This is a genomic window from Variovorax ginsengisoli (assembly GCF_030486595.1).
GTDB lineage: Bacteria > Pseudomonadota > Gammaproteobacteria > Burkholderiales > Burkholderiaceae_C > Variovorax > Variovorax ginsengisoli_B.
This window is the reverse complement of sequence record NZ_JAUJZH010000011.1, coordinates 18,317-36,451: the sequence shown is the minus strand read 5'-3', so window position 1 is coordinate 36,451 and position 18,135 is coordinate 18,317. Positions and strand designations below refer to the sequence as shown.

General features: G+C 70.0%; 17 protein-coding genes. 10 read left to right on the top strand and 7 right to left on the bottom strand.

Annotated elements, in window-relative coordinates:
* The first annotated feature begins 27 nt into the window (after positions 1–27).
* Both QZH52_RS16525 and QZH52_RS16520 read left to right on the top strand, forming a co-directional pair.
* Positions 28–996 carry an AraC family transcriptional regulator gene (locus QZH52_RS16525; RefSeq protein WP_301810944.1) on the top strand — a complete coding sequence of 323 codons (969 nt, stop codon included), beginning with the start codon at positions 28–30 and terminating at the stop codon, positions 994–996.
* Positions 993–1,433: a cyclophilin-like fold protein gene (locus QZH52_RS16520; RefSeq protein WP_301810943.1), complete on the top strand. Its 441-nt coding sequence runs from the start codon at positions 993–995 to the stop codon at positions 1,431–1,433. Before QZH52_RS16525 ends, QZH52_RS16520 begins: the two co-directional genes overlap by 4 nt.
* Here the strand turns inward: QZH52_RS16520 and QZH52_RS16515 are convergent.
* Positions 1,411–1,884 carry a YqhA family protein gene (locus QZH52_RS16515; RefSeq protein WP_301810941.1) on the bottom strand — a complete coding sequence of 158 codons (474 nt, stop codon included), beginning with the start codon at positions 1,882–1,884 and terminating at the stop codon, positions 1,411–1,413. The genes QZH52_RS16520 and QZH52_RS16515 overlap by 23 nt on opposite strands.
* An 81-nt stretch (positions 1,885–1,965) precedes the next feature.
* On the opposite strand from QZH52_RS16515, the gene QZH52_RS16510 reads away from it, so the two are divergent.
* Positions 1,966–2,352 (top strand): DUF4345 family protein, encoded by a 387-nt coding sequence (locus QZH52_RS16510; RefSeq protein ID WP_301810939.1) that lies wholly within the window; start codon positions 1,966–1,968, stop codon positions 2,350–2,352.
* Here QZH52_RS16510 and QZH52_RS16505 read toward each other — a convergent pair.
* Complete coding sequence (locus QZH52_RS16505) at positions 2,349–3,167, bottom strand: transglutaminase-like domain-containing protein (RefSeq protein WP_301810937.1); 819 nt, start codon at positions 3,165–3,167, stop codon at positions 2,349–2,351. The genes QZH52_RS16510 and QZH52_RS16505 overlap by 4 nt on opposite strands.
* Before the next feature lie 93 nt (positions 3,168–3,260).
* Here QZH52_RS16505 and katE point away from each other — a divergent pair, with 93 nt between their 5' ends.
* Complete coding sequence (katE, locus tag QZH52_RS16500) at positions 3,261–5,648, top strand: catalase HPII (protein ID WP_436411593.1); 2,388 nt, start codon at positions 3,261–3,263, stop codon at positions 5,646–5,648.
* Between the two features lie 3 nt (positions 5,649–5,651).
* Here the strand turns inward: katE and QZH52_RS16495 are convergent, their stop codons facing one another.
* Both QZH52_RS16495 and QZH52_RS16490 read right to left on the bottom strand, forming a co-directional pair.
* Entirely contained in the window at positions 5,652–6,320 is a 669-nt protein-coding gene (locus QZH52_RS16495) for an outer membrane lipoprotein (RefSeq protein WP_301810934.1), read from the bottom strand.
* A gap of 27 nt (positions 6,321–6,347) precedes the next feature.
* The gene (locus QZH52_RS16490; RefSeq protein ID WP_366919301.1) at positions 6,348–7,298 is read right to left on the bottom strand and encodes an amidohydrolase family protein; all 951 of its coding nucleotides are present in this window, start codon (positions 7,296–7,298) and stop codon (positions 6,348–6,350) included.
* A 10-nt stretch (positions 7,299–7,308) separates the two neighbouring features.
* Between QZH52_RS16490 and QZH52_RS16485 the strand changes: the two genes are divergently transcribed.
* The 6 genes from QZH52_RS16485 to QZH52_RS16460 all read left to right on the top strand — a co-directional run bounded on the left by QZH52_RS16485 (position 7,309) and on the right by QZH52_RS16460 (position 14,657).
* A complete protein-coding gene (locus QZH52_RS16485; protein ID WP_301810931.1) occupies positions 7,309–10,782 on the top strand; it encodes a response regulator in 3,474 nt (1,157 codons plus the stop codon).
* Positions 10,779–11,630: a CheR family methyltransferase gene (locus QZH52_RS16480; protein ID WP_301810930.1), complete on the top strand. Its 852-nt coding sequence runs from the start codon at positions 10,779–10,781 to the stop codon at positions 11,628–11,630. The genes QZH52_RS16485 and QZH52_RS16480 overlap by 4 nt, the downstream gene beginning before the upstream one ends.
* A gap of 61 nt (positions 11,631–11,691) precedes the next feature.
* Positions 11,692–12,291 carry a chemotaxis protein CheB gene (locus QZH52_RS16475; protein WP_301810928.1) on the top strand — a complete coding sequence of 200 codons (600 nt, stop codon included), beginning with the start codon at positions 11,692–11,694 and terminating at the stop codon, positions 12,289–12,291.
* Complete coding sequence (locus QZH52_RS16470) at positions 12,281–13,486, top strand: hybrid sensor histidine kinase/response regulator (RefSeq protein WP_301810926.1); 1,206 nt, start codon at positions 12,281–12,283, stop codon at positions 13,484–13,486. Before QZH52_RS16475 ends, QZH52_RS16470 begins: the two co-directional genes overlap by 11 nt.
* An 81-nt stretch (positions 13,487–13,567) precedes the next feature.
* Complete coding sequence (locus QZH52_RS16465) at positions 13,568–13,924, top strand: response regulator (RefSeq protein ID WP_286533696.1); 357 nt, start codon at positions 13,568–13,570, stop codon at positions 13,922–13,924.
* A 7-nt stretch (positions 13,925–13,931) separates the two neighbouring features.
* Positions 13,932–14,657, top strand: coding sequence for a hypothetical protein (locus QZH52_RS16460; protein ID WP_301810923.1), 726 nt, complete (start codon positions 13,932–13,934; stop codon positions 14,655–14,657).
* Positions 14,658–14,663: 6 nt separating this feature from the next.
* Here the strand turns inward: QZH52_RS16460 and QZH52_RS16455 are convergent, their stop codons facing one another.
* From QZH52_RS16455 to QZH52_RS16445, 3 genes are all read right to left on the bottom strand, one after another.
* Positions 14,664–14,882, bottom strand: a complete 219-nt coding sequence (locus QZH52_RS16455; RefSeq protein WP_301810921.1) for a hypothetical protein — start codon at positions 14,880–14,882, stop codon at positions 14,664–14,666.
* Positions 14,883–15,072: 190 nt separating this feature from the next.
* On the bottom strand, positions 15,073–17,064 hold the full coding sequence (locus tag QZH52_RS16450) for an ATP-binding protein (protein WP_301810919.1): 1,992 nt from the start codon (positions 17,062–17,064) through the stop codon (positions 15,073–15,075).
* Positions 17,061–17,999 carry an ABC transporter substrate-binding protein gene (locus tag QZH52_RS16445; RefSeq protein ID WP_301810917.1) on the bottom strand — a complete coding sequence of 313 codons (939 nt, stop codon included), beginning with the start codon at positions 17,997–17,999 and terminating at the stop codon, positions 17,061–17,063. Before QZH52_RS16445 ends, QZH52_RS16450 begins: the two co-directional genes overlap by 4 nt.
* Between the last annotated feature and the right edge of the window lie 136 nt (positions 18,000–18,135).

Below are 18,135 nucleotides of genomic sequence, written 5' to 3'. Positions count from 1 at the left end.
GGGCGCGAGATGCCTAAGCTTCGCTCCATGTTCACTTCCACCCCTCGATCGCTGCACGGCGAGCGCCCCGTCGAGCAACTGCAGACCACCGTGATGCGGGCCGAACTCGCCGCGCTGATCGACCGGATGACCGTCGTCGACGGCGCCCATCAGACCGCGATACCGCGCCTGCTCCTGGCCCGGGCTTCGCAGATGCAGCATCCGGTGCATGCGATCCACGAGCCGGCGTTCTGCGTGCTGGCGCAGGGCAGCAAGCGGGTCCTGCTCGGCGAAGATGTCTACATCTACGACAGCAGCCAGTACCTGGTCGTGGCGCAGAACCTGCCGGTGTCGGGCCAGGTGGTCGACGCCTCGCCGGAGGCGCCGTACCTTGGCCTGCGGCTGAGTTTCGACGTCAAGGACATCGCGGCGCTCGGCCTGGACCTGCAGCTCGACGCCGCGCTCCCGAACCGACGCTCGCCGCGCGGCATCTTCACCGGCGACCTGTCGACCACCCTGCTGGACCCGCTGCTGCGCCTGACCCGGCTGCTGGACACGCCCGAGGACGTGCCGGCGCTGGCGCCGCTGATCACGCGCGAGATCCTGTACCGGCTCCTGAAGGCGCCAGACGGCTGGCGGCTGGCCCAGATGGCGATGGTCGACAGCCACAGCCAGCGCATCGCCCAGGCCATCAGCGTGCTCTCGCAGCGCTTCCAGCAGGCGCTGCGGGTCGAGGACCTGGCGGACGAGGTCCACATGAGCGTGTCGTCGCTGCACCAGCACTTCAAGGCGGTCACGGCGATGAGTCCGCTGCAGTTCCAGAAGCAGCTGCGGCTGCAGGAGTCGCGGCGCATCATGATCAGCGAAAACGTCGACGCCGCCACGGCGGGGCATCGGGTCGGCTACGAGAGCCAGTCGCAGTTCAATCGCGAATACAGCCGCTTCTTCGGCTCGCCCCCCGCGCGCGACGTCAAGCGCCTGCGCGAACTCGAGCTGGGCCGGGGAGGGCAGACATGAAGATCCATCTGAAGCTGAATGGCCAGGTGATCCCGGCCACCCTGGCGGACAACCGGGCGGCGCAGGAGTTCGTCGCCATGCTGCCGCTGACGCTCACGCTGCACGACCTGTTCAGGCGCGAGAAATTCGGCCCGCTGCCCTCGGCCGTCTCGGCGAGCGGCACGCGGACCCAGGCCTACGAGGTCGGCGACATGATCTGCTGGGCGCCCGGCCCCGACCTGGCGATCCTCTATCGCCAGGACGGGCAGGCCATCAGCGGCGGCTTCCACGTCCTCGGCCGGATCGATGCCGGGGTCGAGGCCTTCGCTGCGCCGGGTCCGATCGAGGTGACGATCGAAGTGCCGGCGGGCGAAGTCGACGAGGCGGTGCTCGCCGTCGGTGCCCGCGGCCTGCGCTCGCGGGGCGGGCCTTGCGTCATCGGCGGGCGTTGTTCTTGATGAGGAAGAAGGTCAGGGCGCCGATCACCAGGGCCATGCCGGCGCCGAACGCGGCGATGGCGCTGGTGCCGTCCCAGGCTACGACCTCGCGCAGGAACAGCACGGCGAGCACCGCGATGACCACGCTGACCAGGTTGCCCTTGAGGTCCTCGAGGTTGTGGACCTCGAGCCACTTGGGCAGCGGCAGCTTGTCGTCGATGAACAGCGAATAGAGGCCGATGCTGATGATGTAGACCGCGATGGCGATCAGGAAGACGTCGACCGCCTCGACGATGCCGACCGCGAAGATCTTGACCGCCTTGGCCGAGACGGTGCCGTCGCGGATGGTGTCGATGAAGCTCGCGTACAGCGCCATGGCCTCGTACAGGATCAGCGCCATCGACCCCAGGAAGGTGCCGATCACGGGGACGATCATGATGTAGCGGCTCGAAGCCAGGATTGTTCGCAGCATCCGGCACCTTCCTCTGCAGTGGGGTTCGCCGGATCTTAGCCTTGGGCAGAATGCGGCAACGGATCACCAGAAAGAGGCTCCATGACGCCCGACGCCCCCCTCCTCGCCAGCCAGGTCATCGTGCGTGCCTGCCTGTTGCTCGTGGCCGCCATCGCCCTGTTCGGCGGCACCGTGCAGATGGTGCTCGGCCAACCGGACACCAGTCCGCGCCTGGACAACGTTCACCGCTTCATGGCGGGCGCCTATTTCTCGATGGGGCTGATCTGCCTCTGGGCCGGCATCACGGTCCGCCAGCAGGGCTTCCTGGTCTACCTGATCGCCCTGGGCGTGCTGCTGGCGGGCCTGGGCCGGCTGTTGTCGATCTCGAAGGTGGGCCTGCCCGAGCCGCGCCGGGTCTGGCTCGCGTACCTGGTTCCCGAACTGGTGATTCCGTTCGTGATGGCGGGGGCGCACTTCAGTGCAAGCTAGGCAAGCACCTCGTCGGTCGTGACCTCGAAGCGCTGCAACGTGTTGACGCCGAACACCATCGTGATCGGCACGTCGGCCGCGTCGCGGCCCCGCGCGATCACCACCCGTCCGATGCGCGGCGTGTTGTGCCGGGCATCGAAGGTGTGCCAGCGGTCGCCCAGGTAGACCTCGAACCAGGCACTGAAGTCCATCGGATACGGCACCGGTGGAATGCCGATGTCGCCCAGGTAGCCCGTGACGTAGCGCGCCGGGATGTTCATGCAGCGGCACAGGGTGATCGCCAAGTGCGTGAAGTCGCGGCAGACGCCGACACGCTCCCGCCAGCCTTCCAGCGCGGTGCGCGTGGCGCGGGCGCATTGGTAGTCGAATCGCAGGTGCCGGTGCACGAAATTGCAGATCGCCTGCACCCGCTGCCATCCCTGCGGCACGCCGCCGAACTGGGCCCACGCGAACTGCAGCAGTTCACTGTCGACCTCGCAATAGCGGCTCGGCAGCAGGAACTGCAGTGTCTCCAGAGGCAGGTCGGCGGGCGCATGTTCGATCGCGTCCAGGCTCACCGGGTCCGGCCAGCCGGTGTCGAACACCACCGCTTCGTTGCGCAGTCGCACGCGGCTCACGCCGGCGGGCACCGCCACGCGAGCGCAGTGGTTGTTGAAGCTGTCTGTGTAGTGGTCGGTGCGCAACGGCGGGCTGATCGTGAGCTGCTCGCTGCCTTGGAGATCGGCCGCGCGCGAAGGATGGAGCTGCAGCATGTAGATGAGGGCCGTCGGCGCCGTGACCCCGAGCTCGATGTCGAATCCGATTCTGATGAGCATGGTGCGCGGACCTTTGGGTGGGGAGAAGCTGGTAAAGCAGGTTTGATGCCGACCGTCGGCGTTTCATCGTAAAGAAGTGCACCGCGGCGTCGCGTGGGCAGGGCCGCCCGAAACCGCGTAGGTCATCCCGCGGGATCGTCGGCGCGGTCCTACCGTGACCGCCTCGCACTGCCGACAGCCGGGAGCGCGCGCCCACTACGTGCTTCGCGCCGGCCCGACCTTAAGCTGGAGGCATCACCCGCAGTATGGACCGCGGCCCGGTCGCCGGCCGTCGTTTTGCGAAAACCCGAGGACACCCCGATGACGCAACAGAACAAGGCGGCCGCCGGCCGTCGCCCGAAGCCGGGCGACGGCAGCCAGGCCAAACAGGAGCAATTGGCTGCCTTCACCAGCGACAATGTCGCCCGGCTGACCACCAACCAGGGCCTGCAGGTGCCCGACAACCACAACTCGCTGAAGGCGGGGCCGCGCGGGCCGACCTTGCTCGAGGACTTCATCCTGCGCGAGAAGATCACGCACTTCGACCACGAGCGCATTCCCGAGCGTGCGGTGCATGCCCGGGGGTCCGCGGCGCACGGCTATTTCGAGGTCTACAAATCGATGTCGCAATTCACGGCGGCCGAATTCCTGCAGGATCCGGCGGTGAAGACGCCCGTTTTCGTGCGCTTCTCGACCGTGGCGGGATCGAAAGGCTCGGCCGACACGGTGCGCGACGTGCGCGGCTTTGCGGTCAAGTTCTACACGCAGCAGGGCAACTACGACCTGGTGGGCAACAACATCCCGGTGTTCTTCATCCAGGACGCGATGAAGTTCCCCGACCTGGTCCACGCCGTCAAGCCGGAGCCGCACCATGGCATGCCGCAGGCGGCGAGCGCGCACGACACCTTCTGGGACTTCGCCTCGCTGATGCCCGAGACCACCCACATGCTGATGTGGGCCATGTCGGACCGCGCCATTCCGCGCAGCCTGCGCATGATGGAGGGCTTCGGCGTCCATACCTTCCGCTTCGTCAACGCGCGTGGCGAGAGCCACTTCGTCAAGTTCCACTGGAAGCCCAAGCTGGGTATTCACGGCCTGGCCTGGGACGAGGCGCAGAAGATCGCCGGCAAGGATGCCGACTTCCATCGGCGCGACCTGTGGGAGGCGATCGAGGCCGGTGATTTCCCCGAATGGGAGCTCGGCGTGCAGATGATCCCGCAGGACAAGGAACACGCCTTCGGCTTCGACCTGCTCGATCCGACCAAGCTGATCCCGGAGGAAATGGTGCCGGTGCAGCGCATCGGCCGCATGGTGCTGAACCGCAATCCGGACAACTTCTTCGCCGAGACCGAGCAGGTGGCGTTCCATCCGGGCCACGTGGTGCCGGGCATCGATTTCTCGAACGACCCGCTGCTCCAGGGGCGCTTGTTTTCCTACACCGACACGCAGATCTCGCGCCTGGGCGGCGCCAACTTCCACGAGTTGCCGATCAACAAGGGCGTCTGCCCCTTCCACAACTTCCAGCGCGACGGCATGCACCGGCAGACCATCGCGCGCGGCCAGGTGGCGTATGAGCCGAATTCGCTGGGCGACGGCAAGGAGTTCCGGGTCGATGGCGCCAGCGCCGGCTTCCAGTCCTTCCCGGAGGAGCTGGAGCCGCCCAAGCTGCGCCGGCGCAGTCCGTCCTTCGACGATCACTTCACGCAGGCCCGGCTCTTCTTCAACAGCCAGAGTGCGCCCGAGAAGGAGCACATCATCGCGGCCTTCCGCTTCGAGTTGTCCAAGGTCGAGGTGCCGGCCGTGCGCCAGCGCATGGTCGACAACCTGGCGCATGTGGACGAGAAGCTGGCGCGGCGCGTCGCAGAGGTGCTGGGCATCAACGCGCCCGACGCCAAGGCCGCGGCCGGGCGCGCGGGCTTCCGGGCCCACCGCTTCACGATGCCGATCGACGAATCGCGGGCGCTCCGCATGGCAGACACCGGCAACGGCTCGATCAAGACCCGCAAGGTCGCCATCCTGGTCGCCGACGGGGTCGACTCGGCGTCGCTGAAGGCGATCCGCGAGGGCATCGAGCAGGCCGGCGCGCAGTGCAAGCTGGTCGGACCGCGGCTCGGCACCGTCGCCAGCGCCTCGAAGCGCCAGCTCGATATCGATGCGACTTTCGTCAACATGCCCTCGGTGATGTTCGACGCCGTGCTGGTGCCGGCCGGGGCCGAGGGCGCTCGAACGCTGGCAGCCAACGGCGACGCGGTGCACTTCGTGCTCGAGGCCTACAAGCACTGCAAGGCGATCTGCACCGTGGGCGAGGGGGTCGAACTGCTGGCCACGCTGGGCATCGGCGCCGACCCGAAGGCGGCGCCGTCGGGCGTGGTCGTGGCGGCGACCCCGGTCACCAACCTGGGCGATGCCAGCGCCGCGCAGCAGGTGGCGCAGGACTTCGTCGCCGCGATCGCGAAGCACCGGCACTGGGACCGGGCCAACGTCGACGCGGTGCCGGCCTGAACCTTATTTGTGGCCGTCGGCCGGCTGCAGCAGCTTGCCCTTGAGTGTGACCGCCTTGCCGACCGGCGGCGCGGTGGCGGTCTCGACGGTGCGCAGCGATCCGTCCTGCATCCGCACTCCGACCTCGTAGACGGTGGCGGTGTGGTAGCGCTTCTCGACCTCGTTGCCCGCGAAGCCACCGCCCACCGCGCCGATCACCGTCGCCGCGGTGCGGCCGTTGCCATGGCCGATCTGGTTGCCCAGGACGCCGCCCAGCACCCCGCCCGCGACTGCGCCGACGCCGGTGGCCGGAACCTGGCGCTGCACGGGGTGGACCGACTCGACGTGGCCGCAGGTGGCGCAGACCGGCACCGGGCGCGGCGCCGGGGCGGCTGCTGCCGGCGCGGCAGGTGGCGGCAGCACGTCGGGCGCGCGAACGGGGGCGGGCGCCTGCGCCACGACCGGCGGTGGCGGCGCGGCCGGCACCAGGCCGGGCTTGCCGTCATCGGGCGCGGGCGCCAGCATCGGCGGCGCCGCGGCCACCGGTGAAGCCGGCGCCGAGTCCGCGTTGCGGGCCAGCTGGTGCAGCAGGACGCCACCCAGCGCCGCGACCGCCACGGCGAGGGCGCCGATGGTGGCCCACATCGCCTTGAGCGAGCGGCCCGGGGGAGGGTGGAGGGGTGTGGGGTCCATGGCGGTTCCTTTCCGGCGCCGCGCGGCTCAGTCGGTCCATCCAAAAAGCCGTCGGGGCGTTTCCCAGAACAGCTTCCGGCGCTCGCCGGCATCCGGGAAGAGCTGCTCCATCAGTTTCAGCTGTAGGCCATAGTCGATTCGTTCGGTCGCCCTCAGGTAGGGCCAGACGGAGCCCCACAGGCAGCGCTCGAGCGTGAACGCCTCGGCCAGGGCCCGCACGAAGGGCCAGACATCTTGGTGCGGATGCGGTTGGCCCGAGAACTTCGCGAAGCCGGACAGCTTGACGCAGGCCTTGCCCGATCGTCCCAGGCCGAGCAGCGCCTGGAAGCCGGGCTGCCGCAGGCCTGCCGCGATATCGGGCTTGCCGCAATGGTCGATCAGGATCGGCACCCCGGCGTCCGCCAGCAGCGGCAGCAGGGCGGGCAGCTGGTCCCGCTCGACCTGCACCTGCAGCAGCAGGCCGAGCTCGCGCAGCTTGCCGATCAGCGCGCCGGCACCGAGGTAGTAATCGACGCCGAGGAAGGAGGGGTTGAAGGCCACGCCCACGATGCCCTGCGCCTTCAGCTCGGCCAGTGCGTCGAGCGCGATGCCGTTGTCGACCACCGCGATCCCCTTCATGCGGCCCTGGCTGCGCGCGATGGCGTCGATCAAGCAGGCGTTGTTGCCGGTGCCGTAGCCGGAGTTGGGGCCGACGACCAGGGCCCGCTGCACGCCATGGGCCGCCATCACGGTCAGGAAGAGATCGGCCGAGCCCGTCTCCTGGCCCGCCGGCGCGTAGTGCGTGTCGCTCGCATAGGGGAAGCGCCTGGGGTCGAGGATGTGGTTGTGGCAGTCGATCTTGGGTTCGTCGAAGATGTCCATGGGGCAAGGGTAGCGCGGCGCTGCCGCATCGTAAGGCGCGGCGGCCCAGTTCGCGGCCATATCCGACAGGGCTCCGCCGCCGGGTCTGGCACGCTTGTCGGGTTTTGCTTCGTCCATCTTCGCCTCCATGAAAACTCCTTCCGCGATCGACCCCGAGGAATTCCAGCGCCTGCTCAGCCGCAACCTGAAGCTGCCGCTGATCGGCGGCGTGGTCGGGGCCGTGGTGTTCGTCGGGTTGATCCTCTACCTGCTGTCGGTGATCGGCTGGGTCGAGCACACCGACCGCGTCACGGGCAGCGCGACCGAGCTGCAGCGCCGCAGCATCGACATGGAGACCGGCATGCGGGGCTTCCTGATCACCGGCGACGAGAGTTTCCTGGAGCCCTACGACAGCGCCCTGGCGCGCGTGAAAGACGACTTCGGCGCCTTGAAGGCCCTGGTGTCTGACAACCCCGCGCAGGCGACGCGGGTCGACCGCATCGCTGCGCTGCAGGCCTCGTGGAACGACTTCGCCCGCGAGACCATCGCCCTGCGGCGCAACGGCGGCGACTACCAGCAGGCGGTGAGCCTGGGCCGCGGCAAGCGCCTGACCGACGACATGCGCGCCGAGTTCGCGGCCTTCGTCGACACCGAGCGCAACCTGCGATTCCAGCGCAACAACGAGGTCACGAGCACCAGCATCGCGATCGTCGCGCTGTTCGTGCTGTTCACCCTGGCCTCCACCGGGCTGCTGGCCTATTTCGGCCGGCGCCAACTGCTGCGCCTGTCGGACAGCTACGACGCGGTGCTGGGCGAGCAGGCCGCGCATGCCGAGACGCTGCGGCAGCAGGCCTGGCTGCGCAGCGCCCAGACCGAGCTGGGTGCCGAACTGGTGGGCGAGCCCGGCGCCCAGGAGATGGGGCGCAAGGTGCTGGCCTTCTTCTCGCGCCATGTCGGCAGCCTGGTCGGCGCGATGTACCTGCGCGAGCGCCATGGCGCGCTGCACCGGATCGCGAGCTATGGCTTCTCGACCGCGGCCGAGGCCTCGTCACAGGTGTTCGCTCCCAACGAGGGCCTGGTCGGGCAGGCGGCGTCGGAGAGGCGATTGCTGCGGGTCGAGCCGGTGCAGGCCGACTACCTGAAGGTCAATTCGGGGCTTGGCGAGATGGCGCCGGCGGCCGCGGTGCTGCTGCCGGTCCAGAACGACGGCGTCGTCAACGGCGTGATCGAGCTCGGCCTGCCGCGCCCGCCGAACGAGCGCGACCTGCAGCTGCTCGACCTGGTGGCCGCCACCATCGGCAGCGCGGTCGGCGCGGTGCGCTATCGCCAGCAACTGCAGGACGCGCTGGCCGAGACCCAGCAGCTCAACGAGGAACTCCAGGTCCAGCAGGAAGAGCTGCGCACCGCCAACGAGGAGCTCGAGGAGCAGTCGCGCGCATTGCGGGCCTCGCAGGCCACGCTGGAGAACCAGCAGGCCGAACTGGAACAGACCAACAGCCAGCTCTCGGAGCGCACGGAGGCGCTGGACCAGCGCAATGCCGCGCTGCGCCGGGTCCAGCGCGACCTCGAGGAGCGGGCCGACGAACTGCAGCGCGCCAGCCGCTACAAGTCCGAATTCCTGGCCAACATGTCGCACGAGCTGCGCACGCCGCTCAACAGCGCGCTGATCCTGGCCAAGCTGCTGGGTGACAACCCGCGGGGCAACCTCGACGCCGAGCAGGTGAAGTTCGCCGAATCGATCTACGCCTCAGGCAACGACCTGCTGGTCCTGATCAACGACATCCTCGACATCGCCAAGGTCGAGGCCGGCAAGCTCGACGTGGTGGCCGAGCATGTGCCGTTGGCCAGGCTCGGCGAGAGCCTGCGCATGAACTTCGCTCCGCTGGCGGGGCAGAAGCAGCTCGGCTTCCGGCTCGACATCCGTCCCGACGCGCCGGCTTCGCTGGTCACCGACCGGCAGCGGGTCGAGCAGATCCTCAAGAACCTGCTGTCGAACGCGCTCAAGTTCACCGACCGTGGCGAGGTCGCACTGACCGTGTCGGGCACGGCCGATGGGGGAGCCGCCTTCGCGGTGTCCGACTCGGGCATCGGCATCCCGGCCGACCAGCAGGAGGTGATCTTCGAAGCCTTCCGCCAGGCCGACGGCACCACCAGCCGGCGCTACGGCGGCACCGGCCTGGGCCTCTCGATCTCGCGCGACCTGACCCGCCTGCTCGGCGGCACGCTGAACGTGCACAGCGTGCCCGGCGCCGGCAGCACCTTCACGCTGCAATTGCCGGCGCGGGCGCCGCAGGCCGACGCGCAGGCGGCGCCCATGGCGCCCCCTGCGCCGGCCCGCGCCGATCTGCCGCCGGCGCCGCCGGCCCCTGCGGCCCCGGTCGCGGCGGCGATCCCCGCGCCCCAGTTCGCCGACGATCGCGCCCTGCCGCGCGACCAGGCCCGGCGGGTGCTCGTGATCGAGGACGAACCGCAGTTCGCCCACATCCTCTACGACCTCGCGCACGAGCTCGGCTACCGCTGCCTGATCGCCCACGGCGCGGCCGACGGCTTCAGCCTGGCGACCCAGTTCCTGCCCGACGCGATCCTGCTCGACATGGGGCTGCCCGACAGCCCCGGCCTGGGCGTGCTGCAGCGCCTCAAGGACGATCCGCTGACCCGCCACATCCCGGTCCACGTCGTGTCGGCCCAGGACAGCGCCGAGGCGGCGCTGCACATGGGCGCGATCGGCTATGCGCTGAAGCCGACCACGCGCGACCAGCTGAAGGCCGTGTTCCGCAAATTCGAGGACAAGCTGACGCAGAAGGTCAAGGCGGTGCTGCTGGTCGAGGACGACGCGCTGCAGCGTGAAAGCGTGGTGAAGCTGATCGCCGACGACGACGTCGTGATCACCGCGGTGGCGTCGGGCGAGGAGGCGCTGGCGCTGCTGCGCAGCCGCGTCTTCGACTGCATGATCACCGACCTGCGCCTGCCCGACATGCAGGGCAGCGAGCTGCTCAAGCGGATGGCGACCGAGGAGATCGTCTCGTTCCCGCCGGTGATCGTTTACACCGGGCGCAACCTGACCCGCGACGAGGAAGCCGAGCTGCTGCGCTATTCGCGCTCGATCATCATCAAGGGCGCGCGCTCGCCCGAGCGCCTGCTCGACGAGGTCACGCTGTTCCTGCACAAGGTCGAGGCCGACCTGTCGAGCGAACGCCAGAGCATGCTGAAGACCTCGCGCGGCCGCGACCGGGTGTTCGAGGGCCGCCGCATCCTGCTGGTGGACGACGACGTACGCAACATCTTCGCTCTCACCAGCGCGCTGGAGCAGCGCGGCGCCACGGTCGAGATCGGCCGCAACGGCCGCGAGGCGCTCGAAAAGCTCGACCAGGTCGAGGACATCGACCTGGTGCTGATGGACGTCATGATGCCGGAGATGGACGGCCTCGAGGCCACGCGCCGGCTGCGCCAGGACCCGCGTTTCGAGAAACTGCCGGTGATCGCGGTCACCGCCAAGGCCATGAAGGACGACCAGGAGCAGTGCCTGGCGGCCGGCGCCAACGACTATCTGGCGAAGCCGGTCGACCTCGACCGGCTGTTCTCGCTGCTGCGCGTGTGGATGCCGAAGATGGAGCGGCTGTGAAGACGAATCCGGTGCAACGCGCACTGCATCCGCCGAGCGCCACGGAGATCGAGCTGCGCCTGCTGATGGAGGCGATCTACCTCAAGTACAGCTACGACTTCCGCGACTACACCGGCGCCTCGCAGAAACGGCGCGTGCTGTATGCGCTGGGCCAGCTCGGCCTGCCGAACATCTCGGCGCTGCAGGAGCGCGTGCTGCGGGACCCGGCGCTGTTCGCGCAGCTGCTGCAATACCTCACGATCCCGGTCAGCGAGATGTTCCGCGACCCGGCCTACTTCCTGGCGCTCAGGCGCCAGGTGGTGCCGGTGCTCCACACCTATCCGTCGCTGACGGTCTGGGTGGCTGGCTGCAGCACCGGCGAGGAGGTGTTCTCGCTGGCCATCCTGCTGCGCGAGGAAGGCCTGCTCGAGCGCACCCGCATCTATGCGACCGACATCAATCCGGCCTCGCTCGAGAAGGCGCGCCAGGGCATCTTTCCGCTCGAGTCGGTGCGCAACTACACCGCCAACTACCAGCGCGCCGGCGGCCAGCGCGCCTTCTCGGACTACTACACGGCGGCCTACGACGCCGCCCGCTTCGATCCTTCGCTGTGCGCCGACGTGACCTTCGCCGACCACAGCCTGGCGACCGACAGCGTGTTCGCCGAGACCCACCTGGTGTCCTGCCGCAACGTGCTGATCTACTTCAACCGGGCCCTGCAGGACCGCGCGCTGGGTCTGTTCCACGAGTCGCTGTGCCACCGCGGCTTTCTCGGCCTCGGCGCCAAGGAGAGCATCGACTTCTCCGGCTATGCCGAGCGCTTCGGGGTGCTGGCGCGCGCCGAGCGCATCTACCGGAAGGCCTCATGAGCCCCCGCCCGGCCGCTCCGAAGGGGGCTCGCACCGCAGTGCGAAGCACGGAGGTTGCCGCATGACCGCCAGTCCGCTGCCGGCGCGCCGGATCGAGGCCGTGGTCGTCGGCGCCTCGGCCGGTGGCGTCGACGCGCTGATCGCGCTGCTCGGCAACCTGCCGGCAAGCTGGCGGCTGCCGACCGCGGTCGTGATCCACTTGCCCGAGGCCCATGAAAGCCGGCTGGCCGAGATCTTCCGCCACCGGCTGCCGTTCCCGGTCCTGGAGGCCGAGGACAAGGCGCCGGTGGCGCAGGGCACGCTGTACTTCGCGCCGCCTGGCTATCACCTGTCGATCGAGCGCGACCGCTGCTTCTCGCTCAGCTGCGAGCCGCCGGTGCTGTTCTCGCGGCCGGCGATCGACGTGCTGATGGCTTCGGCGGCCGATGCCTATGGCCCGGCGCTGGCCGGCGTGCTGCTCACCGGGGCCAACGAAGACGGCGCCGAGGGCCTGCTGCGCATCCACCAGGCCGGCGGACTGACGGTGGTCCAGGACCCGGCCGAGGCCTTGGTGCCGACCATGCCGCGCGCGGCCATCGCCGCCCACGCGCCCGATTTCGTGCTACCCCTGCGCGAGATCCGCGCGCTTCTGCTGGAACTGGATGCTGCCCATGCCCATTGATGTCGAAAGCAAGCTGCTGATCGTCGACGACCTGCCGGAAAACCTGCTGGCGCTCGAGGCGCTGATCCGCGGCCCGGGACGGCCGGTGTACCAGGCGTCGTCGGCCGAGCAGGCGCTGGCGCTGTTGCTGGAGCACGAGTTCGCGCTCGCCATCCTCGACGTCCAGATGCCAGGCATGAACGGCTTCGAACTGGCCGAGATGATGCGCGGCACCGAGCGCACGCGCCACATCCCGATCATCTTCGTGAGCGCCGCCGGGCGCGAGATGAACTACGCCTTCAAGGGCTACGAGAGCGGCGCGGTCGACTTCCTGCAGAAGCCGCTGGACGCCCAGACGGTCAGCAGCAAGGTCAGCGTCTTCGTCGACCTGTACCGGCATCGCAAGGCGCTCAAGCACGAGATCGACGCGTTGGCCGTGTCACACCGCCGGCAGGAGGCACTGGTGCAGCAGCTGCAGTGCACCCAGCGCGAGCTGGAGCGCGCGGTGCGCATGCGCGACGACTTCATGTCGATGGTCTCTCACGAGCTGCGCACGCCGCTCAACACGCTCTACCTCGAGACCCAGGTGCGAAAGCTGCACCTGTCGAAGAACAACATGGCGCCTTTCGCGCCCGACCGCCTGCCGGCGATGATCGAGCGCGACCAGCGGCAGATCCAGAACATGGTGCGGCTGATCGACGACATGCTCGACGTCACCCGCATGCGCAGCGGCGCCCTGTCGATCCAGCCCCGGCCGGTGGACCTCGCGCAGCTGGCGCGCGGCGTGGTCGAGAGCCTGGCACAGCAGGCCGAGGCGGTGGGCCCGCCGATCCGCTTCGAAGCGCCGGCCGGCGTGCCGGGCGTGTGGGACGAGTTCCGCATCGAGCAGGTGCTGACCAACCTGATCACCAACGCCCTGCGCTACGGTGCCGGCAAGCAGGTCGAGGTCAGCGTGCGCCAGGAGGGTGGCCGCGCGCGGATGAGCGTCAGCGACCAGGGCCCGGGCATCGCGGCCGAGGACCATGCGCGGATCTTCGAGCAGTTCGAGCGTACCGACGACAGCCGCCGGCAGGCCCCGGGTCTGGGCCTGGGCCTCTATATCGCGCGCCAGATCGTGCGCTCGCACGGCGGCGAAATCGACTTGGCGAGTGCGCCGGGCCAGGGCGCCGCCTTCAGCGTGATTCTGCCGCTGAGCGCCGAAACGCCGGCGGCCTGAACGGTGCGGGGCGGCGTCCTACACCGCCGCCGCGCTTGCCGGCCCGATACTCTGGAACTTTGCTTTGGCGGAGATTTGCAAGTGAATGTCCTGATCGTCGACGACAACCACGCCGCGGCGGACCTGCTGCAGGAGCTGCTGGTGCTGCAGGATCACACGGCATGCTGCACCTACACCGGCCAGCAGGCGCTCGATGTGGCCGCCCAGCAGCGCTTCGACGCCGCGCTGGTCGACCTCACCCTTCCCGATTTTCCCGGCACCGAGGTGGCGCGCCAGTTGCGCGCCAGCGCCCGCGGCGAGCCGCCGCTCCTGGTCGCGATCTCGGGCTACGCCGCCGACGAGGCCGGCGACGCCGCGGGTCTGTTCGATCACCACCTGCAGAAGCCGATCGATTTCGACGTCCTCGATCGCATCCTGGCGCGGCCGTTGGCGGGATGACGGCTCGATGAAGTCTTCGCCCGGAGCGCGCAGCTGGATGGCGGCAGGGGTGCGCCACGAGCTGCTGACCCGCGCCTTGCCGGCGCTGCGCCACGAGATGGCGGCCCCGGTGTCGGTGATCCGGATGGGCGTGCTGCTGCTCAAGCGCCAACTCGCCAGCGGGGCCGAGGCTCCCCCCGATGCCGCCGCCATGGCCGAGCGCGTGGCGCTGATCGAGGACCAGGTGGCGGCCCTCGCCACCGGCGTGCGCTCGTTGCGCGACTGGGAGCTGGCCACACATGACGACGGCATCACGCGCAGCGCACTGGTGGCCCAGTGCACGACCTTGATGCGGGTGGCATTCGAGCTCAACGGCATCGGGCTGAGGCTCGGCGAGGGGCTCGCGTCGGTCGAAGGCGAGCCCCGCTTTCCGGCCGCCGCGGCGCTGCGCTACATGGCGCTGGGCGCCCTCGGCCACCTGCACGACAGCGTGCCCAACCTGGGCGAGATCCGGGTCGAGGCCGAGGGCAGCGACGGGCTGCGCTTCGTGGCCAGCCACGGCGCCGCGGAGCCGGTCGAGCCCATCGCCGGCGCCCACCGGGCGCCGCGCGCGCTCGCGATCGACGCCATCGCGCTGCAGGCACTGGCCGACGGGCTGGGCTGTGCGGTGGCGGTGGAGGGCGAGAGCGTGCGTTTCGGGCTCGGAACCGCCATGGATCCCGTCCTGACGGAGCCGGGCCGCGCGCCAGGCTGAACGCGCTCAGCGAAGCCGCGAGCCCGCCGGGCCGGCCTCGGCGCCTGTGGCCATCGGATTCATGCGCTCTTCGCACTCGGACATCATGCGGATGCTGCGCTTGACCCGGGCCGTCATCTTGTCGTTGAGGTGGTTCCAGCCACGGTACATCGGCACCACGACCAGCCAGCCGATGCCGATCACGCCGCCCAGGGCGCCCATGTATTCCCAGTGCATCGGTTCCATGTCCCACTCATCCTTCCGCACCAGGCGGGCCGGGGTAAAGACACAAATGGTATCAATAGCGCGCAACAAAACCGGCGATCGTCGTGCCGGCGCATGCGTCATTCCGCAGCGATGTCACGGTCAACCAACAAGTTGACGCGACAAGGAGTGCTTTCGAATTCATCGGAGCGGCCGTGCCGCAGGGCCGCCGTCAGGCCATGACAGTGCTGCGCCGGGTCGACAGCAGGGCCCGCAGCTTGGCCGGCGCCACCGGCTTGGTGAGCAGCAGCACGCCGCCCTGCCGCAAACGCTGCAGCGCCTCGGGCCCGGTGGCGCCCGACACCAGCACCGGCAGCGCGTCCGGCTGCAGTCGGTGCGCCGCCGCGAGCACTTCCATGCCGTCCTCGTCGTGGGCCAGCTGCAGGTCGCACAGCACGACGTCGAAGTGGGCGCCGTCGGTGCCGAGCTGCGCCAGGGCCTCGGCCCGGTTGGAGGCGCAATCCACCTGGCAGCCCCATTGCGCGAGCAGCGTCCGGCTGCCCTCGAGGATCGCCGGGTCGTCGTCCACCACCAGACAGTGCAGGCCCGCCAGCTGCGCCGACGCCGGTGCTTCGGGCGCCACCGGCACCACCTCGCGCGGGCTCGCCAGCGGCAGCTCGATCGCGAAGGTGCTGCCGGCCTGGAGCGCCGAGCGCACCGAGATGCGGGCGCCGAGCAGGGCCGCGATGCGCGAGCAGATCGCGAGGCCGAGGCCAAAGCCCTGGCGCCGGTCGCGCTCGGTGTTCGCGACCTGGTAGAACTCCTCGAAGATGCGGGTCTGGTGGATCGGCGCAATGCCGACCCCGTTGTCGCGCACCTCGATGCGCACGTCGGCGCCGCGTCGCCGCGCGGTCACCAGCACCGTGCCGTCCGGCGGCGTGTGGTGCACCGCGTTGCTGACCAGGTTGCCGACGATCCGCAGCAGCAGCGCGGCATCGCTGCGCACCGCCAGGCCGCGATCGCGCCACAGCAGCCGCACCCGGGCGGCGGCCGCGGGCGCGGCGTGCCGGGCCTCGAGCTGGTCGAACAGCGTGGCCAGCGAGACGCCGCCGATCGCCGGCGTCAGCACCTGCGCGTCGAGCCGCGAGATCTCCAGCAGGTCGTCAAGCAGCACGCCCATGAACTCGGTCGCTTCCTGCAGCCGCAGCACCGCCGGCCGCTGGAGCGTCGAGGCGGTCGGCAGCAGGCCGTCGATGAACAGGCCCATGGCGTGCAGCGGCTGGCGCAGGTCGTGGCTGGCGGCCGCCAGGAACCGGGCGCGGGAAAGTGCCGCCTGCTCGGCCTCGGCCATCCGCTGCAGTGCGACCGCGGTCGCTTCGCGCACCCGCTCCTCGCTCGCCTGGCGGTTGCGCTGCAGCCGCTCGGCCAGGCGATTGATATCGTGCGCCAGGTTGGCGAACTCGTGCCGGGCGCGACGGTCGCGGGCGCCGGCTTCGCGCTCTCCCTCGTCCTCGGCCACCACGTTGCAGCGAGCGTCGAAGCGGCCGGATTCCAGCGCCGCCACGGTGCGCGAGATGCGCCGCAGCGGCTGGGCGACCGCGCGCGCCGTATGGCGCACCCAGGCCCAGGCCGCCAGCAGCGCGATCATCGCGATGCCGATGCCGGCCATCAGCGAGCGGGTGCGTTCGCGATCGTAGGCGGTGGTGTCGCGGAAGGTCTGGACCAAGCCGATCGGCGTCTCGCCGGAGGCGGTCGACCCGGCCGGCGCGAAGGCGTTGGCGCGCGAGGCCTCACGCAGCGTGACCGGCGCGGTGAACATGCGCAGCTGGGCCAGCGGCGCGGTCTTCGGTCCGGCCGTGACATAGATGCCGGCGCTGTTGCTGATCTCGACCCGCGTCACCTGGCCCCCGCGCAGGGCCGCGTTGGCGACGCTCTGAAGCGCTGGCAGGTCGCCGGCGTAGAGGCTCAGGTCGGACATCGCCGCCACCTGGCGTGCCACCGCCTCGCCCTCTGCATCGAAGGCCGCTTCGAGCGTCGCCAGCCGGCCCTGGGTGAACCACGCGGTCAGCGCCAGCGCCACCGCCACGCACGGCACCACGCCCAGCCGGAACAGGTCGCGCTGCAGGCTGGCGCCGACCACCAGTGCCCGGCGCTCCGCAACCGGCGGGTCGCTGGCCCGCACGATCGGCGCGGGCGCGGCGAGGCGGTGGCTCGGGGCGGTCATCGGAGGGCGCTCACCCGCGCGGTCAGTTCGCGTTCGTCGGGCAGGCGCAGGCCGAGGCCGCGCGCCACGGTGGTATTGACGCGGACCGTCGCCGGCGCGGCGACCTCGACCCGCACGCCGGACGGCGTGCCGGACGCCTCCAGCTTGCGACCGAGCGAGTGCGCCTGCCGGGCCAACTGTCCCGGCGTCGCCACCACGGCGGCGAGGCCACCCGAGCGCACCAGGCCATCGCTGGTACCGAACACCGGCAGGCCGGCACTGGCGCCGGCGCGCAGCACCGCCAGCGTGGCGGCCTGGCTGTCGCCGATCTTGTCGGGCAGCACCAGCAACGCGTCGCTGCGCGACACCAGCAAGCGCAGCACCACCGCCAGCGACTTGGCGTCCGGCGCGTATTCGACCTGCAGGTCCCAGCCCTGGCCGGCGCGCAGCAGTTCGCTCACGATCGGCTCCGACTCGGCGGTGGCGACGACGCCCACCCGGCGCTTCGCCGGCAGCAGCGCATCGATCAGCGCCAACTGGTCGGCCATCGCGGGTTCGCGCAGCAGCACGCCGATCTGGCGCTCCGGCCGCCGCAGGGCGGGCGTGGCCTTGAGGCTTTCGTAGTCGAGCCGGCTGAGCATCGCGAGCACCAGCGGATCCTGGCCGGGCCGCTCGATCGCCGAGCGCGCCGCGCTCATGCCGACCGCCATCGTGATGCCGGGCGCATGCTCGTCGAGGCTGCTTTCGCCGGCCGCCAGGTGGATAAGGTCGAACCGGCTGTCGGCCTCCTGGGCGTCGCGCAGCTGGCGCACGAATTCGGCATGGGCGGCGGTCTCGTCGGCCATCAGCACCGTCAGCCCGGCCGCCTGCGCGCCGCCGCACAGCCAGGCTGCACAGAACACGGCGACAAGGGCGCGCTGCGCTCGAAGCAGCGTAGGGAAACGGCAGGCAAACATCGGGACTGCTTCCGCAGGGGTGAGAGGTCCAATGAATGTACGGAGCCGGCTGTTTCGGCGCGATAAGGCAGAGGGCTTATGTCGCCCCGCGGCCTGCCGCATTGTGGGAAACGCAGGCGAAAATCCGCAGCCTGTC

Excerpts from the sequence above, each read along its gene's own strand:
- QZH52_RS16490 (WP_366919301.1), bottom strand. The coding sequence starts at position 7,298 with ATGGACGAAGCAAAACCCGACAAGCGTGCCAGACCCGGCGGCGGAGCC.
- QZH52_RS16520 (WP_301810943.1), top strand. The coding sequence starts at position 993 with ATGAAGATCCATCTGAAGCTGAATGGCCAGGTGATCCCGGCCACCCTG.
- QZH52_RS16505 (WP_301810937.1), bottom strand. The coding sequence starts at position 3,167 with ATGCTCATCAGAATCGGATTCGACATCGAGCTCGGGGTCACGGCGCCG.
- QZH52_RS16495 (WP_301810934.1), bottom strand. The coding sequence starts at position 6,320 with ATGGACCCCACACCCCTCCACCCTCCCCCGGGCCGCTCGCTCAAGGCG.
- QZH52_RS16455 (WP_301810921.1), bottom strand. The coding sequence starts at position 14,882 with ATGGAACCGATGCACTGGGAATACATGGGCGCCCTGGGCGGCGTGATC.
- QZH52_RS16525 (WP_301810944.1), top strand. The coding sequence starts at position 28 with ATGTTCACTTCCACCCCTCGATCGCTGCACGGCGAGCGCCCCGTCGAG.
- QZH52_RS16515 (WP_301810941.1), bottom strand. The coding sequence starts at position 1,884 with ATGCTGCGAACAATCCTGGCTTCGAGCCGCTACATCATGATCGTCCCC.
- QZH52_RS16470 (WP_301810926.1), top strand. The coding sequence starts at position 12,281 with ATGCCCATTGATGTCGAAAGCAAGCTGCTGATCGTCGACGACCTGCCG.
- QZH52_RS16475 (WP_301810928.1), top strand. The coding sequence starts at position 11,692 with ATGACCGCCAGTCCGCTGCCGGCGCGCCGGATCGAGGCCGTGGTCGTC.
- QZH52_RS16485 (WP_301810931.1), top strand. The coding sequence starts at position 7,309 with ATGAAAACTCCTTCCGCGATCGACCCCGAGGAATTCCAGCGCCTGCTC.
- QZH52_RS16510 (WP_301810939.1), top strand. The coding sequence starts at position 1,966 with ATGACGCCCGACGCCCCCCTCCTCGCCAGCCAGGTCATCGTGCGTGCC.
- QZH52_RS16445 (WP_301810917.1), bottom strand. The coding sequence starts at position 17,999 with ATGTTTGCCTGCCGTTTCCCTACGCTGCTTCGAGCGCAGCGCGCCCTT.
- QZH52_RS16450 (WP_301810919.1), bottom strand. The coding sequence starts at position 17,064 with ATGACCGCCCCGAGCCACCGCCTCGCCGCGCCCGCGCCGATCGTGCGG.
- QZH52_RS16460 (WP_301810923.1), top strand. The coding sequence starts at position 13,932 with ATGAAGTCTTCGCCCGGAGCGCGCAGCTGGATGGCGGCAGGGGTGCGC.